The following is an 18,924-nucleotide window of genomic DNA, read 5'->3' on the forward strand; positions in this document are numbered from 1 at the left end:
TGGGCTCGCCATGCGGCTGGGGCGCACCCTCGTGACGACCGATCCTTCCCGCCCCCGCGCATCTTTCCCAACAGAACTGGACCAGGCCATGGACATCCGTGTCTATCACGATGATCGGATTGCCGCCCCGGCGACTCCTGCGACCGACAGAGGCGCGGCCACCGGACGCGAGCCGCGCCGTGTCCGCACGCGCCAGCCCAGGCCGCCCGCCATCCGGCGCCGGAGCCGGCGCCATGGCGGCTTCGGCTTTGTCGTTAGACTCACCTATTGGGTGTCCGGGCTGGCCTTGCTGGCCCTCGTCGCGCTGGGGGGCGTCGTGGCCTATTACGGTCAGGACCTCGGGGCCTCCGACACATGGGAAATTCCGCAGCGCCCGCCCAATATCCGCGTCCTCGCCGCCAATGGCCAGGTGATCGCCAATCGCGGCCAGACCGGCGGCGAGGCGGTCGGTCTGCACGAACTGCCCGAATATGTCGGGCAGGCGGTCATCGCCAGCGAGGACCGGCGCTTTTATTCCCATTTCGGCGTCGATCCGCTCGGCCTCGTCTCGGTTGCCGTCGAATCCGTGCAATCGGGCCGGGTCACGCGCGGCGCCTCGACCATCACGCAACAGGTGGCCAAGAACCTCTTTCTCAGCCCCGAGCAATCGCTCGAGCGCAAGGTTCAGGAGGCGCTTTTGGCCATATGGCTGGAGCGCACCTACACCAAGGACCAGATCCTCGAGCTCTATCTCAACCGGGTCCATTTCGGCTCGGGGGCTACCGGCATCGAGGCGGCGGCGCAGACCTATTTCGGCATCTCGGCCCGCAATCTCTCGCTGGGCCAGGCGGCGATGCTGGCCGGCATCCTGCCTGCGCCCAGTACCTATAATCCCCGCACCTATCCCGAACGCGCCATCGAGCGGCAAAGGCTGGCGCTCGCCAACATGGTCCGCGCCGGCTTCATCACCACGGCCCAGGCCGACGCCGCCATGGCCGATCCGGATGCCCAGGTCGTCGCCGGGGGCCGTTCGGGCGCGCAGCACTATGTGGCGGACTGGGTCGAGACGCTGATGACCGCCTATCTCGGCGAGGTCGCCCAGGACGTGGTGGTGACCACCACGCTCGATGCCGGCCTCCAGGCCCATGCGGAGCGCGTGCTGCGCACCGCCGTCGCCAATGAGGGGCCGGGGGCCGGCTTCACCCAGGCGGCGCTGGTGATCATGGATGTGGAGGGCCAGGTGCGGGCCATGGTCGGGGGTACCGACTATGCGCGAAGCTCGTATAATCGCGCCGTCACCGCACGCCGCCAGCCGGGATCGGCGTTCAAGCCCTTCGTCTATCTCACGGCGCTGCAGCACGGCTATACGCCCGATACGCTGGTGGTCGATGGCCCCTTCGAGCACAATGGCTGGTCGCCGAAAAACTCATCGGGCAAATTCGTCGGCCCGATCCTGTTGCGCGAATCGCTGACCTATTCGCTCAACACCATCCCGGCGCTGCTCGCCATCGAGCTTGGCCCCGAAGCCGTGGTCGAGACGGCCTATCGCATGGGCATTTCCTCGCCCCTGCAGGCGGTGCCGTCCATCTCGCTGGGGTCCGAGGAAGTCTCCCTTCTGGAGCTGACCGGCGCCTATGCGCCCTTCGCCAATGGCGGCTATGGAGTCATCCCCGACGTGATCTCCCAGATCGCCACGGCCGATGGTGAAATACTCTATAGCGCCTCCGAGGCCGGGCCGGGGCGCATCCTCACCGACGAACAGGTGGGGATGATGAACGACATGCTGCGCTCCAGCGTCGAGGTCGGCACCAGCCGGCAGGCCCATTTCGGGCAATGGCCGATCGGGGGCAAGACAGGCACCTCGCAGCGCAACCGCGATGCGCTCTTTGTCGGCTACACGGCGCAGTATGTGGGCGGCGTCTGGCTGGGCAATGACGACGATTCTCCGACGCGCGCCTTTGGCGGGCAGATCCCGGCGCGCATCTGGCGCGAGGTGATGACCACGGCCCATGAGGGCCGGCCGGTGGTCGATCTGCCGGGGCACTATGTGCGGCTCCACGATCGTGCCGATACCCCCACAGTGCTGGAGTTCGCGCAATGACGACCTCCGGCGACGCCATCGCCATCGACGGCTCCCGCAAGGCGCGCGACGCGGTCACCCGTTCGCGGCTGCGCATCGCGCTCGCCGTCATCCTCGCGATTTTCGCCATCATGGCGGTCCGCCTGGTCGCCCTCGGCATGACGGCGGAGCCGGTGAGCTTCACGGCCCGGACGCAGACGGCCCTGCTTGCCTCCCGCCCGGTCCTGCTCGATCGCAACGGGCTGGAGCTCGCCTTCGACATCCACGTCCCCTCGCTCTATGCCGAGCCACGCCGCATCATCGACGTCCCCGAGGCAGCCCGGGCCATCCTTTCGGTGCTGCCGGCGCTGGATCGGAAATGGCTTGAGGATCGGCTGGACGGCGAGGAGGGCTTTGTCTGGATCCGCCGCGAGCTCACGCCGCGCCAGCGCGACGAGATCATGGCGCTGGGCATTCCCGGCCTCGGGTTTCTCGAGGAAACCCGGCGCTTCTATCCCGGCGGGGCGACCGCATCCCATGTTCTGGGCGCGGTCAATGTCGACAATGCCGGGATTGCCGGGATCGAGCATTATCTCGACCGCGACCTCGAAATCGCGCTCCTGCAGGAGCTGGGCCTGGCGCGCGGGCAGGATCTGGCGCCCGTCCATCTCTCGCTGGATTTGCGCGTGCAGCATATCCTGCGCGACGAATTGAGCGCCGCGCTCGAGCGCTACCAGGCCAAGGCTGCGGCCGGCGCCATCATGGACGTCGCCAGCGGCGAGATCGTCGCGCTGGTTTCCCTGCCCGATTTCGATCCCAACCAGCCGGCCAGCATGCTCAGGGAAGGGCGCTTCAACCGCATCACCGCCGCCAAGTTCGAGGTGGCCTCGATCTTCAAGGCCATAACCATCGCCGGCGCGCTCGACGCCGATGCGGTGAGCCTCGACGACACGGTCGACGCCAGCACCGGCGTGCGCTTCGGCCGCCATACGATTTCCGACTATTACGGGCAGAACCGCGTCCTCACCGTGCCGGAGGTCTTCCGCTATTCCTCCAATATCGGCACGATCCGCATCATGGAGGCCATGGGCAAGGAGGCGTTCCGGGCCTTTCTCACCCGCATGGGGTTCGACGACATCCCGCATATCGAGATTCCCGAGACCACCACTTCCGCGATCCCGCAGAGCTTTTCCGACGTGGTCGCCGCCACCGCCTCTTTCGGGCACGGACTGAGCGTCACCCCGCTGCAAATGCTGTCCGCGCAGGCGGCGCTGGTCAATGGCGGCTATCTCGTGCCGCCGACGCTGCTGCGGCAGGAAACGCAGAACGTCGTCGACGCCCCCCGCGTGCTCAAGGCCGAGACCAGCGCGCAGATCCGCTACCTGCTGCGCCTCAACGCGCTGGAAGGCTCGGCCCGCCGGGCCGATGGACTGGCCCAGGGCTATCGGCTGGGCGGCAAGACCGGAACGGCCGAGAAGGTGGTCAATGGGCGCTATAGCGGCGAAAGCGTCACCACCTTCTTTGCCGCGTCATTCCCCATGGACGCGCCGCAATACACCATGATCGTCATGATCGACGAACCGCAGCCGGAAGGACCGGGCACCGGACGGACGGCGGCGTGGAATGCGGGCGACACCACCGGCCGGATCATCGCCCGCGCCGGTCCCATGCTGGCCATAATCCCCGAGGACGCGGCTGCGCAGTGACGCGGGGAGACCGTCCCTTACTGGCGCCCGAGCTGCCTGAAATCGCTGCCGACCGGGTCCTGAAACACCCGCAGGCCGAATTCGGGGAGCAGGGCGAACAGATGGTCGAAGATATCGGACTGGATGGCCTCGTAGTCGCGCCACACCGTGGTGGTGGTGAAGCAATAGAGCTCGATGGGAAGCCCCTCTCGGCCGGGCTGGAGCTGCCGCACCATCAGCGACATGTTCTGGTGGATGCGCGGATGATTGCGCAGATAGGCTTCCACATAGGCGCGGAAGGTCCCCACATTGGTCAGCCGGCGCGTATTGGCCTTCACTTCGCCCTTGTCGCCGAGCCCGGCATTCCAGCCCCTGAGTTCTTCCTGCTTCTGATCAAGATACGGCGTCAAATGCCGGAATCCGTGGAGGAAATCGATCTCCTCGGGGTCGAGGAAACGGATGCTGGTCTGGTCCAGATGGATGGCACGCTTGATGCGGCGCCCGCCCGATTCGGTCATGCCGCGCCAATTCTTGAACGAGTCTGTCACCAGCTTGCGGATCGGGATGCTGGTGATCGTCTTGTCCCAGTTCTGCACCCGCACCGTATAGAGCGATATCTCGATGACATCGCCATCGGCGTCGGCGGCGGGCATTTCGATCCAGTCGCCCAGGCGCACCATGTCGGTGGAGGAGATCTGCACGCCGGCCACCAGCGAGAGCAGCGTGTCCTGGAAGACCAGGATAAGCACGGCGGCCATGGCGCCGAGGCCGGAGAGCAGGATCAGCGGCGACTGGTCGATCAGCGCGGCGATGATCAGGATGGCGGCGATGGCGTAGATGGAGATCTTGAAGATCTGCACATAGCCCTTGATCGGCTTGAGGCTCGCCTTGGGGCCGCGCCGGTAGATCGCTTCGCCGACATCGATGGCGGCAGCCAGCGCCATGGCGAGGGTGAGGATCACGAAGGCATTGGCGACGTTCTTGACCACGGTGATCGCCGCCACCGGCATGTGCGGGACGAGGGCGATGCCGCTCGATATGATGATCGCCGGGACGATATTGGCCAGCCGCCGGTTCACCTCCTGCACGCGGATATCGGGGCGCTGGCCGAGCGGCGTGCGGCTGAGCAGATGTTCGACCACCCGCAGCAATACTCTTTTGACCAGGAAATTGGCCAGGAACGCCAGGACCAGCAATACCGCCAGGGCGCCCACCGTTTCCACAATGGGATATTGCGCGGTGAACTCGCTTATACTCTCCATGATGCTCCGGCTTCCTTTCCTGCCTCGTCTCCGATCAAGGTGAAATCAGCGCCAGCGGATATAGGATTATCGCCCGCGAATAAACCCCGGCACAGGCCAAAAGAGGCGGCTGTTCCGCCCCTCGAACCCTGCTAGAGTGCTCCTCATGATCGATCCCAGTTCGTTTGTCTTATATCTCGGCGCATGCCTTTTGCTGGCCGTAACCCCGGGGCCGGGCATTTTCTACGTCGCGGCCCGAACCCTGGCAGGCGGCCGGGCGGAGGGCATCGCGTCGAGCTTCGGCAATGGCCTTGGTGGGATGTTCCATGTCCTAGCAGGTGCCTTGGGAGTCTCCGCGATCGTGCTCGCGAGTGCGGAACTGTTCACGGCTCTCAAGTTTTTGGGAGCGGCCTATCTGGTATGGATAGGCTACCGCACGATTCGGCAGGCGCGGCAGGAGGCCGATATCGCCTTGAAGGGGGGCATCGCGACGCCGCCGGTGGGCGCGAAGCGGGCGTTTCGGGAGGGCACGCTGGTCGAAGCCCTCAACCCCAAGACCGCTGCCTTCTTCCTCGCGTTCATCCCGCAGTTCGTGAACGTCGAATCAGGCAATGTCGCGCTGCAATTCATCCTGCTGGGCTCGATATCGGTCTTCCTCAACACGCTGGCCGATATCGTCGTGGCGTTTACCGCCGGGCATATCCGGGACGGCGCGGCATCGAATCCGGTCCTCGTAAGACGTCTGCGGGAGACATCGGGCGGGGCGATGATCGCGCTCGCCGCCGTTCTGGTCTGGGCGAAACGCCCCTCCACATAAGGCTCGGAGCGCTTTCAGCCAAGGTGGGTGGCAATTTGCGGTTCGGAAGCGCGATGAGCAGGAAGTCTAAAACTCGCTCTCACCGGCCTGGGGCGGACGCAGATCGGCGGCCGAGGGCAGGGTGCCATCGGTGCGGGTGATCGTCGTCGAGACGGCGATGGTGTGGCTGGTGGTGCAGCCCGAGGGGCGGGCGTTGGAGGCCACGCATTTGATCTCGAGCTCCTGATTGAGCTGGGGGGCGCTGGCCACATGGGAGGAGCCGCAGGCCGCCACCAGAATCGTCAACGCCAAAGCCGCAATCGTTCGCATCGGACCCCATCCGTACCCACCAGGAGATTCGATATAGCCGAAGCCGTGCGGCGCGTCATCTCCGCAGCCGATCACGCCGCCGTGTCGTCGCGGCGAGACTTTTCCCGCGGCACGAAGGGGAGCACCGTGTTGCGCCGCTGGCGGAAATAGGCCAGTTCCCAGGCGCGTTCGAGAATTTCCTCGATGGAAAGGCTCAGCCGAAGCGGCAATCCGCGCGTGCGCGACAGCGTGTCGAGCACCGCATGCGCCTGTCCGCACACGGTTTTCTGTCGGTCGTCATCTGGTTGCTTGCAGGCCATGCTTCCATCTTGCGGGCAATCACCAAATCGAGAGCAAACGCATTGGATCGGAGTTTAATCAAACCCGCCGCGCCCGGTCATAGCTGGGGCGGATCGCGGTCTTCCTTGTCGGACTGGGTCATGCGCTGATGGCGCCGCCGGGTGAGCACGAACATCGCCACGGCCACGACCAGCGCGCCCCCCAGCATGACCAATCCGAATTCGGATGCCGAGAGTCCCAGGCCGATCAGCGCCAGCACGGCCACCACCAGCCCGGCGGCGATCAGGAAAATGCGATTGTTCTGCACGCCTCGTCTCCCTTTGCCCCAACTTCATGGTTTTGCTGCATCATTGCAAGTGGAGTGCGAAAACGGCAAGGTCCTGCCGAATGGTTTTCGAGGCTCAGGTGCAGATCTTACCGCTTCTTCTTCCGCTCGGCGACCGGGTGCTGCTCATCCGTTTCGCCGACGCCTTCGATGTACGGGCCAACAGGAGGGCCATCGCCGCCGCCGCGCTGCTCGCGGCCCGGCCCGTGCCCGGCGTGACCGAGATCGTGCCCAACCTCGTATCGGTGGCCGTTCATTACGATCCGGATCGGATGTCCTTTGCCGCCCTGTCCGGCGAGATCGCCCTGGCCCTGGAGCGGGCAGGGGACGACCCGGCGGCGGCCGCCACCCACACCATTCCCATCCGCTATGGCGGGCCCCATGGCCCCGATCTCGAGGATGTGGCGGGCCAGCTCGGCATGGCGCCGGGCCAATTCATTGCCGCCCATGCGAAAAGCCGCCTGCGCGTCCTCGCCATCGGGTTTGCGCCGGGCTTTGCCTATTGCGGCCTGCACGCGCCGCAGCTGCACATCCAGCGCCGGACCACGGTGCGGCCCTCCGTGCCCGCCGGCTCCATCCTCTTTGCCGCCGGACAGACGGCGATTGCCGCAACCCCGATCCGCACCGGCTGGTCGGTGATCGGGCACACCGATTTCGCCAATTTCGACCCCGCCCGCACGCCGCCGACCCGCTTGCAGCCGGGCGATGCCATCGTCTTCGAGGCTGTGTCATGAACCGGATCGATATCGTGCGGGCCAGTCCCATGACCTCGATCCAGGACGCCGGACGGCCGGGCTTTCTCGGCCATGGCATTTCGGCCTCGGGGCCCATGGACCGGCAGGGCTATGCCATGGCCGGCGCCATCACCGAGATGCCCTGCGGCGCGGGGCTGGAATTGGGGCCGCTTGGGCTCGACCTCGTCCACAGAGGGGCGCCGCTTGTCGCCGGCCTTGCCGGAGGCGCCTTCGCCGCGAGGCTCAATGGCGAGGCGATTTCCTGGCCGGCCCGGGTCATCCTGCAGGATGGCGGCCGTCTTTCGGTGACCGGCGGCCCGGCCGGCAATTATGCCTATCTGCGTTTTGCCGCCGAAATCGACGTGCCGGTCGTCCTCGGCAGCCGCGCCACCAATCTCGGTGTCGCCCTGGGTGGGCTGGAGGGCAGGGCGCTGGCGGCCGGCGACACCCTGGCGCTCGCGCCGCTGGCGTCCGGGCCGGTTGAAGCGCTTCCACCACCGGGCACACCCGATGACGCGCCGTTCCGGATCGTCTGGGGCCTGCACGCGGCGATCTTCCCGCCTGCGATTCGGGCGGGTTTCCTCACGAGCCCCTTCGCCATCTCGCCCGGCATGGACCGCATGGGGGTTCGGCTGGCCGATCCGGCCGGGGTTTTCACCGCCGGCGTCGCCCTCGATCTCGTTTCCGATGCCGTGGTGCCCGGCGATATCCAGATCATCGGCGATGGCACGCCGGTGGTCCTCATGCGCGACCATCAGCCCACCGGCGGCTATCCCCGCATCGGGACGATCATCGCCTCCGACCTCGATCGCTTCGCGCAGATGCGTCCCGGTGCTCCGGTGCGTTTTGTCCCCGTGACGGTCGAACACGCCCACAAAATTGCACGGAGTGCGGGATGATCGATCTCAATGCCGATCTCGGCGAGGGCATCGCCGACGATGCCGCCATGCTCGCTATCGTCACCAGCGCGTCGATTGCCTGTGGCGGGCACGCCGGCACGGCCCAAACCATGCGTCTGGCGATCCGCTCGGCGCTGGACAATGGGGTCCGCATCGGCGCCCATCCGGGGTTCGCCGATCCCGAGCATTTTGGCCGCCTCCGCCTCGCCCTGCCGGCCGACACGGTTCGCACACAGGTGCTCGACCAGATCGCCGTCCTGATCGCCATCGCGGATGAGGAGGGCGCGGAGGTCGCCTATGTCAAGCTGCATGGCGCGCTGGCCAATATGGCCGCCGAGGACGAAGGGTTGGCGCGGCATATCTTTGCTGGCATCGCCGCGCGCTGGCCGCATATGGCCGTGCTGGCGCTGGCCGCCTCGGCGCAGGAGCGCGCCGCCAGGGCGATCGGTCTTCCGGTGATCGCCGAGGCCTATGCCGACCGCGCCTATGACGCCGATGGCCTGCTGGTGTCCCGTGACGTTCCGGGTGCGGTGATCGAGGACCCGGCCGCGATCACCGCGCGCTGCCTGCGTCTGGCGCGGCAGGGCGAGATCGTCGCCATCGACGGTACGATCCTCTCCACCGACGCCCGGTCCATCTGCCTGCACGGGGATACGCCGGGCGCGCTCACCCTGGCCAGAACGGTGCGTGAAGCACTCGAAACCGCCGGCTTCATCGTGCCCCGCGCGCCCCATCCCTTGTCGCTCCGTTAACAAAACCTACACAAAGCTGTGGTTTTTCAAAGGTTCGACGCGCGAGCGCATCGACAATCTTGTGTGTATTGGGTCGGATTGTATGAGCTTGAAAACCGCATCGGCGCGCCGCCGTTCGCTTGCCGCTACCATTGGCGCCGCCGCCGCATCGGCCGTGCTCCTCGCCGGGTGCAGCGCCGCCGATCTCTTTGCCGGCAATGAATTCTTCTCCGAATCGTCCATGGGCGTGAAGGCGTCGCCGCGCGTCACCACATCGCGCAACGTCCCCAAGGGGGGAGGGCGCTATCAGGTGGGTGCGCCCTATACGGTGGCCGGGCGTACCTTTACCCCGCGCGAGCAACCCGATCTCGACGTCACCGGCCAGGCCTCCTGGTACGGCCCGGCCTTCCATGGCCGGCTGACCGCCAATGGCGAGGTCTTCGACCAGTACCATCTCTCGGCCGCGCACCCGACCCTGCCGCTGCCGTCCTATGTGCGCGTCACCAACACGGCCAATGGCGCCTCGACCATCGTGCGCGTCAACGATCGCGGGCCATTCTCCCATGATCGGGTCATCGACCTGTCGCGCCGCACCGCCGAGGTGCTCGGCTTCATCAACCAGGGCATGACCGATGTGCGGGTGCAATATGTCGGCCCGGCGCCGCTCCAGGGCGACGACACGCGCTTTCTCGTCGCCTCGATCAACCAGTTGACGCCCTATGAGATCAATTCGGGCACCCGCATGGCCTATGGCGACGTGCAGGTTGCCCAGACCGAGCCGGCACCTTCCCCCTCAGCCCTTGATGCAGCCAACAGCGCCGCCACGCCGGTCAACCTGCCGTTCCAGTTGCTCTCCTATGGCGTCGATATCGCCGCCACCCCCGCCTTGCCCGAGCCGACCGGCACGCCGGTGCTGATCGGATTGGGGCGTTTCACAGACAGCGACGCGGCACGCGACATCGCGGCCCGGTTCGCGGTTCTGGGCGCGGTCGATACCACCACCATCGCCCAGGGCGACCAGTCGGTGACCCAACTCACCCTCAATCATCTTCGCGAAGGTGTGACCGCCGCCGACGTCGCGCAACTCGCCGCATCCCTTGGCTTGGCCGATCCGATTCCGTATTGATAATCTTGGGATTATAAATATGGGGCGCCGGTCGGGGACGGATCATGGTCTTTCGCGCATTTGAACGTTTGGCGCTTGCCGTCCTGCTGTTGGCCGCGCTGGCCGGCGCGGCCGCGGCGCAGACAACGTTCGAAACCCGCGCGCCCTATGCCATCCTGATGGATCATGAATCCGGCACGGTCCTGTTCCAGAAGGATGCGGATACGCGGATCGAGCCGGCCAGCATGGCCAAGCTCATGACGGTGGCCGTGGTGCTCGACATGGTCGAGCGCGGGGCGCTGAGCCTCGAGGACCAGTTCTTCATTTCCGAGAATGCCTGGCGCACCGGCGGCGCGCCTTCGGGCGGCTCGACCATGTTCGCCGAGCTCGGCTCGCAGATCAGCGTCGATGACCTGCTGCACTCGGTGATCATCCAGTCGGGCAATGACGCCGCCATCGCGCTGGCCGAGGGCATTGCCGGCAGCGAGGCGGCCTTCGCCCCGATCATGAACGAGATGGCCGAGGATATCGGGCTGGAGAATTCCCATTTCACCAATGCGAGTGGCCTGCCGGACCCCGACATGTACGTCACCGCCCGCGATCTCGCCCAGCTCGGCCGCTACATCATCCGCGAGTTTCCCGATTACTATCCGGTGTTCGCCGTCGCGGACTTCACCTGGAACGGCATCCGCCAGACCAACCGCAACGGGCTTCTCGACCTGGGGATCAGCGTCGATGGCCTCAAGACCGGGCACACCCAGTCGGCCGGCTATGGCATCGTCGTCTCGACCACCGAGGGCGGGCGGCGCCTCATTGCCGTCCTGCACGGTATGCAGAGCACCAATGAGCGCAATGAGGAGGCGCGCAAGCTCGTCATCTGGGGCGCCCGCAGCTTCGAGCGCATTCCCGCCTACGAGGAGGCGGCGATCGTGGGCTATGCCAGCGTCTATGGCGGCGCACAATCGCGGGTCGGCCTGGTGGGCGAGGGGGCCATCGACATCTATCTGCCGCGCGGCAACCGCCGCTGCCTTTCGGCCAGCATCACCTATCAGGCGCCGATCGTTCCCCCGGTGCGAGCCGGAGACAGGCTTGCGCAACTCAACATACTTTGCGATGACCAGCTAATTCAGACCGCGCCGCTTTATGCGGCCGACTCGGTTGGGGAGGGCGATCTGGTGCGCAAGGCCACTGACGCCCTGTTTGAACTGGCATTCGGATGGATTGGCGTTTGAGCAACGCAGTGGCCGACAGCGACGGGGGCGTCGTCCCGCGCTTCATCACCTTCGAAGGGGGTGAGGGCGTCGGCAAGTCGACCCAAGTGCGCCGTCTCGCCGCCCGTCTGGCGCGGATGGGCATCGATGCCGTGCGCACGCGCGAGCCCGGCGGCACGCCCAAGGCCGAGGGCATCCGCTCCTTCATCCTGCAGGGCAAGCCGGAAAGCTGGGGCGTCGGGGCTGAAGCCGTCCTCTTCGCCGCCGCGCGGCTCGATCACGTCAACGCGCTCATCGCGCCCTCGCTGGCGGCGGGCAAATGGGTGATCTGCGATCGCTTCGCCGATTCCACCCGCGCCTATCAGGGGCTGACCGGGGGCGGGGAGGACCGCCTCATCGACGCGCTGGAAAGTCTCGCCCTCGATGGCCGCGAGCCCGACCTCACCCTCATCCTCGACATGGATCCCGATGCGGCCTTTGAGCGCCGGCGCCAGCGTGCCCTCGAAGACGGCCTGCCCGCCGACCGGTTCGAGAAGGAAGACATCGACTTCCATCGCCGCCTGCGCGACAATTTCCTGGCCATCGCCATTTCCAATCCGGGGCGCTGCGTTGTCCTCTCGGCGGAAAACGACGAGGATACGGTCGAAGCCGAGGTATGGGCGGCGGTGCGCGATCATTTCCCCGACCTTGCGCGGCGGGAGCGGCCGGCGTGAGCGTCGAGCGCCGCGAGGCCGATCAGATCGAGGGCGTCCCCGCGCCCGAATTCGGCGCGCTTTCCGGCCATGCCGGGCCGCTGGAGAGCCTTTTTGCCGGCATCGAGCGCGGGCGCCCGCCCAGCGCCATCCTCCTGCACGGGCCGCGCGGCATCGGCAAGGCCACCTTCGCCTTCGAGGTGGCGCGGCGCATGCTCGCCGCCACATCCGACGAATCCTTCGAGCGCGTCGCGGCGCAGGTGGCCGCGCTGTCGCATCCCAATCTGTTCCTGCTGCGTCGTAAGGCCGATCCGGCCAATGCCGACAAGTATTTCTCCGCCATCCGCGTCGATGACGTGCGCGCCATGCGCGATTCCCTGCACCAGACGCGCGGCCGCGCCGGCTATCGCATCGCCATCATCGATGCCATCGACGATTGCAATCTCAGCTCGGCCAACGGCCTCTTGAAGACGCTCGAGGAGCCGCCGGCCGAGACGCTGTTCATCGTCATTTCCCACAAACCCGGCGGCATGCTGGCGACCATCCGCTCGCGCTGCCAGAGCTTTGGCCTGCGGCCACTGGCCGATCTCGACGTCGCCAGCGTCCTTGGGCGCATCAAGCCCGAGCTGGGGCAGGACGATATCGCCCGCGCCACCGGCTTTGCCCGCGGCCGTCCGCGCCGGGGGTTTGAATCGCTGATGCTCGAAGCGGGCGACGTTCTCGACGCGCTGCAGACATGGCTCGCCGATCCGGCGGTTCACCCGGCCCGCGCCCATCTGGCCATCGCCGAGGGGCTGGCCGCCGCCAAGGGGGCGGAACTGGGGTTCGGCCAGGACATGGTCCGCGACTGGATGGCCGCCGAGGCGGAAGCCGCAGCCAGGGCCGGGCAGGGCGGGCGTTTCCGCCTTGCGTCCGCCAACGCCTTGTGGGACAAGGCGAACGCCCTCGTCGCCGATGCTGATATCTACAATCTCGACCGGCGGCAGACCCTGGTCGCGGTTTTCGATCTGATCCGCGACCATGTGCGCAAGACCGTTCCCGTGAGCTGACACCGTTCCATGAGCCGCCCCACCTTCTACATCACCACGCCGATTTTCTACCCCAATGGCGTTCCCCATATCGGCCACGCCTATACCGCTATCGCCAGCGACACCATCGCGCGCTTTCACCGGCTGGACGGCAAGGACGTGTTCTTTCTCACCGGCACCGACGAGCACGGCCAGAAGATGCAGCAGACGGCCGAGAAGGAAGGCATCGCGCCCCTCGAGCTCGCCACGCGGAACTCCCAGGTGTTCAAGGATCTGTGGGCGGCCCTCGACATCTCCTATGACGATTATATCCGCACCACCGAGCCGCGCCACCACGCCGCCAGCCAGGCCATCTGGCAGCAGATGCTCGCGCGCGGCGACATCTACAAGGACACCTATTCCGGCTGGTATTCGGTGCGCCAGGAGGCCTTTTTCGACGAGAAGGAGACCACGCTCGGCGAGGATGGCGTGCGCCGCGAGCCCCTGGGCTCGCCGGTGGAATGGGTCGAGGAGGAAAGCTATTTCTTCCGCCTCTCAGCCTATGGCGAGCGGCTGATCGCCCATTACGAGGCCAATCCCGGCTTCATCATGCCCGCCGAGCGCCGCAACGAGGTGATGAGCTTCGTCAAGTCGGGGCTGCGCGATCTCTCGATCTCGCGCACCACCTTTGACTGGGGCATTCCGGTGCCCGGCGATCCGCGCCACATCATGTATGTCTGGGTCGATGCGCTGACCAATTACATCACCGCCGCCGGCTATCCCGACCAGGCCGCTGCGCGCTGGAAATACTGGCCCGCCGACGTGCACATGATCGGCAAGGACATCGTGCGCTTCCACGCCGTCTACTGGCCGGCCTTTCTCATGAGCGCCGGGCTCGACCTGCCCGGCCGCGTCTTCGCCCACGGGTTCCTGTTCAACCGCGGCGAGAAGATGAGCAAGTCGGTCGGCAACGTGGTCGATCCGTTCGAGCTGGTCGAGAAATACGGCCTCGACGCCATGCGCTATTATTTCCTGCGCGAAGTCTCCTTCGGCCAGGACGGTTCCTACAATCACGAGGCCATCGTCAACCGCATCAATGCTGACCTCGCCAACGATCTGGGCAATCTCGCCCAGCGCTCGCTGTCGATGATCGCCAAGAATTGCGAGGGGCTGATCCCGCAGCCCGGCCCGCTGACCGCCGAGGACGAGGCCATCCTTGCCGCCGCCGACGCGCTGGGTGAAAAATCCCGCACCGCCATGCAGGATCAGGCGATCCACGCCTATCTCGGCGCCGTGTGGCAGGTGGTGGCCGACGCCAATCGCTATTTCGCCGGCCAGGAGCCCTGGGCGCTGCGCAAGACCGATCCGGCCCGCATGGCCACCGTGCTCTACGTCACCATCGAAGTGGTGCGCCAGGTGGCGATCCTCGCCCAGCCCGTCATGCCCGCCTCGAGCGCAAAGCTGCTCGACCTGCTGGCCGTGGCGGGGGAGGGGCGCACCTTCGCGCAACTGGGCCGTCCGGGGCGCCTGGTGCCCGGCACTCCGCTGCCCGCGCCGCAAGGGGTTTTCCCGCGCTATGTCGAGAAGGACGAGAGCGTAGCCTGATGCTCGTCGACAGCCACTGCCATCTCGATTTCGACGTGCTGGCCGGCGATATCGACGGCGGGCTGGCCCGTGCCCGCGCCAATGGCGTCACCCATTGCGTCACCATCTCGACGCGCATCCGCCGCTTCGACACCATCCGCGCCATCGCCGAAACTCATGACAATGTGTTCTGCTCGGTGGGCACCCATCCGCACAATGCACATGAAGAGCTCGACATAAGCGTCGAGGAAATCATCGCTTTGTCGCAGCACCCCAAATGCGTGGCGATCGGCGAAGCCGGGCTCGACTATCACTATGATTCCTCGCCGCGTGACGCGCAGGCCCAGGGGTTCCGCACCCATATCGCCGCGTCGCGCGAGACCGGCCTGCCGCTGGTGATCCATGCGCGCCAGGCCGATGACGACATGATCGCCATCCTCGAGGAGGAAGCGGAGCAGGGGGCCTTCCCCTTCGTCCTGCACTGCTTCACCTCCGGCGCCGAACTGGCCCGGCGCGGCCTCGCATTGGGCGGCTATATCTCGTTTTCCGGCATCGTCACCTTCAAGAACGCCGCCGAGATTCAGGAGGTGGCCCGCGCGGTGCCGGCCGATCGTTTCCTCGTGGAGACCGACGCGCCCTATCTCGCGCCGGTGCCGCATCGGGGCCGCTCCAACGAGCCCGCCTTCGTGCGCCATACGGCGGAAAAACTGGCCGAATTGCGCGGGGTGCCGTTCGAAACTATCGCCGAACAGTCCTCGGCCAATTTCGCCCGGCTGTTTTCCAAGGCGGGTCTTACGGCATGATTCCATTGCCCTGCACCCACATCACGGCCCGCATCCTGGGCTGCGGCTCTTCGGGCGGCGTGCCGCGCATCGGCAATGATTGGGGCGCCTGCGATCCGCACAACCCCAAGAATCGCCGCTTGCGCTGTTCGCTGCTGCTCACCGGCTGGCGCGACGACCAGCCGGGCGTCACCCGCGTCCTCATCGATGCCGGCCCCGACCTGCGTGAGCAGATGCTCACCGCCGAGGTCCCGGAAGTCGACGGCGTGCTCTATACGCACGAGCATGCCGACCATACCCATGGCATCGACGATCTGCGCGTTCTGGCGCTCAATGCAAGACGGCGGGTCGACGTTTATATGTCCATTTCGACCGAGGGTCGTCTGCGCGATGCCTTCGCCTATTGCTTTACCGCTCCGGAAGGCAGCCCATATCCGCCCATCCTCAACGCCAATTCGATCGCCGGCGGCGAGCTTGTCACCATCGCCGGGGCCGGCGGCGCGATCCGGATCATGCCGTTTGAACAACAACATGGCTCGATCACCTCGCTGGGTTTCCGTATAGGGAAATTTGCTTATTCCTGCGACCTGTCCGGCATTCCCGCCGCCTCGGAATCGGTCCTGCACGATCTGGACCTCTGGGTGCTCGATGCCTTGCGCTACAAGTCGCATCCCAGCCATCTCAATCTCGAAGAGGCGCTCGACCTCATCGCGCGCTACGCACCGCGCCGCGCCGTACTCACCAATCTGCATGTGGACATGGACTACGAGACGCTGCGCACCGAAATCCCCGAACACGTCGTCCCAGCCTTCGACGGCATGGAGATCACGTTCAGCCAATAGGCCGGGTTGTTGTGACCTGCGCCATAGCCGGTTGCCTTGCGATCCATCAGGATAAAAGTTCCATAATATATATTATGCGATTCGTGCATTGATGCAAACGGCAGAATATGCCGCAGCGGTCATGCCGCGATGGCCATGCCCTCGATCTTCCCTTATGGCCATCCGCCCATGGGCGGCGATATGATCACCCATCATTGGTTCCGACTCACAAGGCCGCTCATGCAACCCTCCCGCGACATGTCCGTATTGCTCGAAATCATGGCCCGTCTGCGCGACAAGGAAGCCGGCTGCCCCTGGGATATCGAGCAGAATTTCGAGACCATCCGCCATTACACCATCGAGGAAGCCTATGAGGTTTCCGATGCCATCGAGCGCAAGGATTATGAGGATCTGCGCGACGAATTGGGCGACCTGCTGCTGCAGCCGGTCTATCACGCCCAGATGGCCAAGGAGGAAGGCCTGTTCGATATCGGCGACGTCATCCACGCCGTCACCGAAAAGCTCATTCGCCGGCACCCGCATGTTTTTGGCGATGATGATCCGGGCACGGCCGTTTCCACGGAGAAGCGCTGGGAGAACATCAAGGCGGCCGAGCGGGCCACCAAGGCCGAGCGGCGCGGGGGCACGCGGCCGCCGTCCATCCTCGACGACGTACCGTCCGCCCTGCCCGCCCTGTTGCGGGCCGGCAAGCTGGCCAAGCGGGCGGCGCGGGTCGGGTTCGACTGGCCCGATACCGCGTCGGTCGTCGCCAAGGTCCGCGAGGAACTGGCCGAAACCGAGGAAGCGCTGGCCGGCGGGTCCGAAGCGGCCAAAACCGAGGAAATCGGCGATCTGCTCTTTGCCGTGGCCAATCTGGCCCGGAATGCCGGCGTCGATCCGGAAGCGGCGCTGCGCGACGCCAATGCCAAATTCGTGCGTCGCTTCGACCATGTGGAAGCCCGGGCCCGCGCGGACGGGATCGCCATCGAAACGGCCGGCCTGGCCGTTCTCGACGGCTATTGGAACGAAATCCGGGCGCTGGACAAGGAGAAACCGTAGGTTTTCCAGATAATTAGGGGTTAAGCCCCGTGATGCGCCCGGCGAATTTTTCCGAAAATTCCGCCTTGTGCCGGGGCAGCACGCGCACCGTGTAGCGGGTGCCGGAATCGTCGGGCTCCCCCCGTTCGATCACCTCCGCATTGGCGTAGAGCCAACCGGTTTCCGCGCTCAGCTCATGGGGAATGAGCACGGAAAACAGCCGCGCATCCTGTGCCAGCGCCTTTTCGATCCGGGCCAGCAGCTCCGGCAGGCCCTGGCCCGTACGGGCCGAGACGGGCACCGTGGCCGCTACCTTGCCCACCGGCTGGATGGAGTCGAGCCCCTGCCCCGCCTCCCCGCCATCAAGGGCGTCGATCTTGTTCCACACCTCGATGATCGGCACCGAGTCGCCGGACACGCCCAGATCGGCCAGAACCGACAGCACGTCCTCGGCCTGGGCCGGATGGTCGGGGTTGGCGACGTCGCGCACATGCAGCACAACCTGCGCCTGCGTCACCTCTTCGAGCGTGCCGCGGAAGGCGGCGATGAGGTCGGTGGGCAGGTCGGAGATGAAGCCGACCGTGTCCGAGAGGATGATCTCGCGCCCATGCGGCAGCGTCACCTTGCGCACGGTGGTGTCCAGCGTTGCGAAGAGCAGGTCTTCCGCCATGACGCCGGACCCGGTCAGCGCATTGAAAAGGCTTGATTTTCCGGCGTTGGTATAGCCTACCAGCGCCACGACCGGAAACGGCACGGCGGCGCGCGGCCCGCGTTGCAGCTGGCGGGTGCGGCGGACCTTGTCCAGCCGCCGCTCCAGCACCAATATGCGCTCCTGGATCTGGCGGCGGTCGGATTCGATCTGGGTTTCGCCCGGTCCGCCGAGAAACCCGCCGCCGCCGCGCTGGCGCTCGAGATGGGTCCAGGAGCGGACCAGCCGTCCCTTCTGATAGTTGAGATGAGCCAGTTCGACCTGCAGCACGCCCTCGCGGGTCGCGGCGCGTTCGCCGAAGATCTCGAGGATCAGCGCCGTGCGGTCGAGCACCTTCACCCCGATGTCGCGTTCGAGATTGCGCTGCTGGATGGGCGACAGCGCCGCATCGACCAGCAGCAGCTCGATATCGTCGGCCTTGACCCGTTCGGCCAGTTGCGCCACCTGCCCGCCGCCCAGATAGGTGGCCGGCTTGATTTCGCGCACGCGCAGGATTTCGGCATGCACCACGTCCAGCGCGATCGCCGCTGCGAGGCCGACGAATTCGGCATGGCGGGCGTCGGCCGCGCGCGTGTAGCGCAGGGATTTGACGTCGGGGGTGACGATAGAGGTGCGGGTGGGAACCTCGCGGAGATCCACGAAGCCCTTTTCGATGTCGTCGTCGCTATCGTTCAATCGGTGTTGCTCTCGGGATCGAACAATTGGATGGGCGCGCCCGGCATGATGGTCGAGATGGCGTGCTTGTAGACCAGCTGGCTCTGCGCGTCGCGCCGCAGCAACAGGCAGAAATTGTCGAACCAGGTGATGACGCCTTGCAGCTTCACCCCGTTGACCAGGAAAATCGTCACCGGAACCTTGTTCTTGCGGACGTGGTTGAGAAAGGAATCCTGAAGGTTCTGCACTTTTTCACTGGGCAT

20 protein-coding genes are annotated in these 18,924 nt (G+C 65.9%); 14 read left to right on the forward strand and 6 right to left on the reverse strand.

The window, feature by feature from the left end; genetic code table 11:
• Positions 1–88 precede the first annotated feature (88 nt).
• Together DVH29_RS10640 and DVH29_RS10645 are read left to right on the forward strand one after the other, a co-directional pair.
• A complete protein-coding gene (locus tag DVH29_RS10640) occupies positions 89–2,080 on the forward strand; it encodes a transglycosylase domain-containing protein (RefSeq protein WP_158541633.1) in 1,992 nt (663 codons plus the stop codon).
• On the forward strand, positions 2,077–3,744 hold the full coding sequence (locus tag DVH29_RS10645) for a peptidoglycan D,D-transpeptidase FtsI family protein (protein WP_114646160.1): 1,668 nt from the start codon (positions 2,077–2,079) through the stop codon (positions 3,742–3,744). Before DVH29_RS10640 ends, DVH29_RS10645 begins: the two co-directional genes overlap by 4 nt.
• A 17-nt stretch (positions 3,745–3,761) precedes the next feature.
• Here the strand turns inward: DVH29_RS10645 and DVH29_RS10650 are convergent, their stop codons facing one another.
• Positions 3,762–4,976, reverse strand: coding sequence for a mechanosensitive ion channel family protein (locus DVH29_RS10650; protein ID WP_199562575.1), 1,215 nt, complete (start codon positions 4,974–4,976; stop codon positions 3,762–3,764).
• Positions 4,977–5,130: 154 nt separating this feature from the next.
• Here DVH29_RS10650 and DVH29_RS10655 point away from each other — a divergent pair, with 154 nt between their 5' ends.
• The gene (locus DVH29_RS10655; RefSeq protein WP_114646162.1) at positions 5,131–5,781 is read left to right on the forward strand and encodes a LysE family translocator; all 651 of its coding nucleotides are present in this window, start codon (positions 5,131–5,133) and stop codon (positions 5,779–5,781) included.
• Between the two features lie 66 nt (positions 5,782–5,847).
• Here DVH29_RS10655 and DVH29_RS10660 read toward each other — a convergent pair whose 3' ends face one another.
• From DVH29_RS10660 to DVH29_RS16405, 3 genes are all read right to left on the reverse strand, one after another.
• Positions 5,848–6,090 (reverse strand): hypothetical protein, encoded by a 243-nt coding sequence (locus DVH29_RS10660; protein WP_147276061.1) that lies wholly within the window; start codon positions 6,088–6,090, stop codon positions 5,848–5,850.
• 71 nt (positions 6,091–6,161) lie between these two features.
• Entirely contained in the window at positions 6,162–6,389 is a 228-nt protein-coding gene (locus tag DVH29_RS10665; protein WP_114646164.1) for a hypothetical protein, read from the reverse strand.
• 77 nt (positions 6,390–6,466) lie between these two features.
• Positions 6,467–6,676 carry a hypothetical protein gene (locus DVH29_RS16405; RefSeq protein WP_158541634.1) on the reverse strand — a complete coding sequence of 70 codons (210 nt, stop codon included), beginning with the start codon at positions 6,674–6,676 and terminating at the stop codon, positions 6,467–6,469.
• An 80-nt stretch (positions 6,677–6,756) separates the two neighbouring features.
• Here DVH29_RS16405 and DVH29_RS10670 point away from each other — a divergent pair, with 80 nt between their 5' ends.
• From DVH29_RS10670 to mazG, 11 genes are all read left to right on the forward strand, one after another.
• Entirely contained in the window at positions 6,757–7,428 is a 672-nt protein-coding gene (locus tag DVH29_RS10670) for a 5-oxoprolinase subunit B family protein (RefSeq protein ID WP_158541635.1), read from the forward strand.
• Positions 7,425–8,327, forward strand: coding sequence for a 5-oxoprolinase subunit C family protein (locus tag DVH29_RS10675; protein ID WP_114646166.1), 903 nt, complete (start codon positions 7,425–7,427; stop codon positions 8,325–8,327). The genes DVH29_RS10670 and DVH29_RS10675 overlap by 4 nt, the downstream gene beginning before the upstream one ends.
• The gene (locus DVH29_RS10680; RefSeq protein ID WP_114646167.1) at positions 8,324–9,079 is read left to right on the forward strand and encodes a 5-oxoprolinase subunit PxpA; all 756 of its coding nucleotides are present in this window, start codon (positions 8,324–8,326) and stop codon (positions 9,077–9,079) included. Before DVH29_RS10675 ends, DVH29_RS10680 begins: the two co-directional genes overlap by 4 nt.
• Positions 9,080–9,161: 82 nt before the next feature.
• Positions 9,162–10,184, forward strand: coding sequence for a septal ring lytic transglycosylase RlpA family protein (locus DVH29_RS10685; RefSeq protein ID WP_114646168.1), 1,023 nt, complete (start codon positions 9,162–9,164; stop codon positions 10,182–10,184).
• 44 nt (positions 10,185–10,228) lie between these two features.
• Entirely contained in the window at positions 10,229–11,395 is a 1,167-nt protein-coding gene (locus DVH29_RS10690) for a D-alanyl-D-alanine carboxypeptidase family protein (protein ID WP_114646169.1), read from the forward strand.
• Entirely contained in the window at positions 11,392–12,087 is a 696-nt protein-coding gene (gene tmk / locus DVH29_RS10695; RefSeq protein WP_245944953.1) for a dTMP kinase, read from the forward strand. Before DVH29_RS10690 ends, tmk begins: the two co-directional genes overlap by 4 nt.
• On the forward strand, positions 12,084–13,115 hold the full coding sequence (locus DVH29_RS10700) for a DNA polymerase III delta subunit-related protein (RefSeq protein WP_158541636.1): 1,032 nt from the start codon (positions 12,084–12,086) through the stop codon (positions 13,113–13,115). Before tmk ends, DVH29_RS10700 begins: the two co-directional genes overlap by 4 nt.
• A 9-nt stretch (positions 13,116–13,124) precedes the next feature.
• Positions 13,125–14,678, forward strand: a complete 1,554-nt coding sequence (gene metG / locus DVH29_RS10705) for a methionine--tRNA ligase (RefSeq protein WP_114646172.1) — start codon at positions 13,125–13,127, stop codon at positions 14,676–14,678.
• Positions 14,678–15,460 carry a TatD family hydrolase gene (locus tag DVH29_RS10710; RefSeq protein ID WP_114646173.1) on the forward strand — a complete coding sequence of 261 codons (783 nt, stop codon included), beginning with the start codon at positions 14,678–14,680 and terminating at the stop codon, positions 15,458–15,460. Before metG ends, DVH29_RS10710 begins: the two co-directional genes overlap by 1 nt.
• Positions 15,457–16,281 (forward strand): MBL fold metallo-hydrolase, encoded by an 825-nt coding sequence (locus tag DVH29_RS10715; RefSeq protein WP_114646174.1) that lies wholly within the window; start codon positions 15,457–15,459, stop codon positions 16,279–16,281. Before DVH29_RS10710 ends, DVH29_RS10715 begins: the two co-directional genes overlap by 4 nt.
• A 219-nt stretch (positions 16,282–16,500) precedes the next feature.
• A complete protein-coding gene (gene mazG, locus DVH29_RS10720; protein WP_114646195.1) occupies positions 16,501–17,319 on the forward strand; it encodes a nucleoside triphosphate pyrophosphohydrolase in 819 nt (272 codons plus the stop codon).
• Positions 17,320–17,332: 13 nt separating this feature from the next.
• On the opposite strand, the gene hflX is transcribed toward mazG, so the two are convergent.
• Positions 17,333–18,682: a GTPase HflX gene (gene hflX, locus DVH29_RS10725; protein WP_114646175.1), complete on the reverse strand. Its 1,350-nt coding sequence runs from the start codon at positions 18,680–18,682 to the stop codon at positions 17,333–17,335.
• Complete coding sequence (gene hfq / locus DVH29_RS10730) at positions 18,679–18,924, reverse strand: RNA chaperone Hfq (RefSeq protein WP_090597081.1); 246 nt, start codon at positions 18,922–18,924, stop codon at positions 18,679–18,681. Before hfq ends, hflX begins: the two co-directional genes overlap by 4 nt.

This window comes from Pelagibacterium lacus (assembly GCF_003345525.1).
GTDB lineage: Bacteria > Pseudomonadota > Alphaproteobacteria > Rhizobiales > Devosiaceae > Pelagibacterium > Pelagibacterium lacus.